At 66.8% G+C, this 2731-nt stretch carries 2 protein-coding genes and 1 pseudogene; 2 read left to right on the top strand and 1 reads right to left on the bottom strand.

Features of this window, described 5'->3' with window-relative positions; genetic code table 11:
* The first annotated feature begins 37 nt into the window (after window positions 1-37).
* Together DY468_RS24360 and DY468_RS24355 are read left to right on the top strand one after the other, a co-directional pair.
* Window positions 38-910: a fumarylacetoacetate hydrolase family protein gene (locus DY468_RS24360; protein ID WP_164608165.1), complete on the top strand. Its 873-nt coding sequence runs from the start codon at window positions 38-40 to the stop codon at window positions 908-910.
* 28 nt (window positions 911-938) lie between these two features.
* Window positions 939-2564, top strand: coding sequence for a thiamine pyrophosphate-dependent enzyme (locus tag DY468_RS24355; RefSeq protein ID WP_164608163.1), 1626 nt, complete (start codon window positions 939-941; stop codon window positions 2562-2564).
* Between the two features lie 56 nt (window positions 2565-2620).
* Here DY468_RS24355 and DY468_RS25045 read toward each other — a convergent pair.
* Window positions 2621-2731 (bottom strand): annotated as a pseudogene (locus DY468_RS25045) (IS110 family transposase); the annotation flags it as partial.

Below are 2731 nucleotides of genomic sequence, written 5' to 3'. Positions count from 1 at the left end.
AACTCAAGCCGCTGCGCCACTGGAACGGAACACGCCCATGCCCACCCCTCGCCTCGCCACCTTCACTGTCAACGGCCTCACCCGCTACGGCGCGGTGTGCGATCATGGGGTGGTCGATCTGTCGGCCCGCCATGCCAACGACTATCCGACGCTGCGCGAGGTGATCGCGGCCGGCGCCCTGCAGCGGATCGTCGACGAGGCCGATCACACTGCGCCGGACTTTGCCCGCGACGCGGTGGTGTTTCAGCCGCCGATCCCACAGCCGGAAAAGATCATCTGCGTCGGGGTCAACTATCCGGACCGAAACGCCGAATACAAGGACGGCAGCGAGGCGCCGAAATTCCCGTCGATGTTCATGCGCACGCCGCGCTCCTTCGTTGGCCATAGCGCGCCGCTGGTGCGGCCGAAGGCGTCGAAGCTGCTCGACTATGAGGGCGAACTGACGCTGGTGATCGGCCAGGGCGGCCGCCACATCAAGGAAGCCGACGCCCTGAACCATGTCGCCGCGATCACGCTGTGCAACGAGGGCACGATCCGCGACTGGGTGCGCCACGCCAAGTTCAACGTGACCCAAGGCAAGAACTTCGATCACACCGGCAGCCTGGGACCGTGGCTGGTGCCCTACACCGATGAGTCGCAGATCGCCGACATCCGGCTGACGACGCGCGTCAACGGCGAGACGCGGCAGGACGACCGCACCTCGCGGATGATTTTCAGCTTCCGCTATCTGATCGCCTACATCTCGACCTTCACCACGCTGGTGCCGGGCGATCTGATCGTCACCGGCACCCCGGCCGGCGCCGGCGCACGCGCCGAGCCGCCGGTGTATCTGAAGCCCGGCGACGTCATCGAGGTCGAGGCCGACGGCATCGGCACCTTGCGCAACGGCGTCGTCGACGAAGCCGAGTAGTTCTTTCCAGCAAGCAGCGGATTATCAGATGAGCATCATGACCGGCGGCGAAGCGATCGTGCAGGGCCTCGTCGCGCACGGCGTCGACACCGTGTTCGGCCTGCCCGGCGCGCAGATCTATGGCCTGTTCGACGGCTTCGCCAAAGCGCAGTTGAAGGTGATCGGCGCGCGGCACGAGCAGGCCTGCGGCTATATGGCGTTCGGCTACGCCCGAGCATCCGGCCGACCCGGCGTGTTCAGCGTGGTGCCCGGCCCCGGCGTGCTGAATGCCTCGGCGGCGCTGCTCACCGCATTCGGCTGCAACGAGCCGGTGATGTGTCTCACCGGCCAGGTGCCGAGCGCGTATCTCGGCAAGGGCCGCGGCCATCTGCACGAGATGCCCGACCAGCTCGCGACGCTGCGCAGCTTCATCAAATGGGCCGAGCGGATCGAATATCCCGGCAACGCCCCGGCGCTGGTGGCGCGTGCGTTTCAGGAGATGATGAGCGGACGGCGCGGCCCGGTGGCGCTGGAGATGCCGTGGGACGTATTCACACAAGCCACCGAAACCGGCGCCGCGCAGAAACTCGATCTGATCGCACCGCCCGCGCCTGATCCGGATCGCGTCGCCGCTGCGGCGAAGCTGATCGCCGCGAGCAAGCGGCCGATGATCTTCGTCGGCGCCGGTGCGCTGGAGGCCGGTAACGAGATTCTCGAACTCGCCGAGATGATCGACGCGCCGGTGGTGGCGTTCCGGTCGGGGCGTGGCATCGTCAGCAACCGTCACGAGCTCGGGCTGACGTTCGCGGCCGCCTATCAGCTGTGGCCGCAGACCGACCTGATCATCGGCATCGGCACCCGGATGGAGCTGCCGACCACCTTCCGCTGGCCGTTCCGCCCCGAGGGGCTGAAGTCGGTGCGGATCGACATCGATCCGGCCGAGATGCGGCGGTTCGCGCCCGACGCGGCGATCGTGTCGGACTCCAAGGCCGGTGCCCGCGCGCTTGCCGATGCGGTGAGCAAGGCGGGCTATTCCAAGACGAAAGGCCGCCGCGACGAGACCAGAGCCGCCACCGCGAAGACCAACGAAGCGATCCAGGCGATCCAGCCGCAGATGTCGTATTTGAAGATCCTGCGCGATGTGCTGCCGGACGATGCCATCGTCACCGACGAGCTGTCGCAGGTCGGCTTCGCGTCCTGGTACGGCTTCCCGATTTATCAGCCGCGCACCTTCCTCACCTCCGGCTATCAGGGCACGCTCGGCTCCGGCTTCCCGACCGCGCTCGGCGCCAAGGTCGCGTGCCCGGACAAGCCGGTGGTGGCGATCACCGGCGACGGCGGCTTCATGTTCGGCGTGCAGGAACTCGCCACCGCAGTCCAATACAACATCGGCGTGGTGACGCTGGTGTTCGACAATTCCGCCTACGGCAACGTCCGCCGCGACCAGTTGCACGGCTTCGAGGGCCGCGTGGTAGCGTCCGATCTGGTCAATCCGGATTTCGTCAAGCTCGCCGAGTCGTTCGGCGTCGGCGCGGCGCGCGTCACCTCGCCCGATCATTTCCGCCCCGCGCTGGAAAAGGCCCTGGCCGCCGGCGGCCCGCAACTGATCGCGATCGACGTGCCGCGCGACAGCGAAGCCAGCCCGTGGCCGTTCATTCATCCGGCGAAGCCGTAAGCCCGCCCCTTCGTCATTCCGGGGCGCTCGCGAAGTGAGCGAACCCGGCGACTGTCTCATGTGTCAAGGGTCTTACCTTGATATGGCGTGTCGGCTTTGACGAGTGCGTTGGCTGTGACGAGCAGTTTTCGGGCGATTGCGATGAGCGCGACCTTTCCGGGTTTTCC

It is taken from the genome of Rhodopseudomonas sp. BR0M22 (assembly GCF_010907035.1).
Taxonomy (GTDB): Bacteria; Pseudomonadota; Alphaproteobacteria; order Rhizobiales; family Xanthobacteraceae; genus Rhodopseudomonas.
The sequence above is the reverse complement of the archived record's forward strand: the minus strand, read 5'-3'. Positions and strand labels throughout refer to the sequence as shown.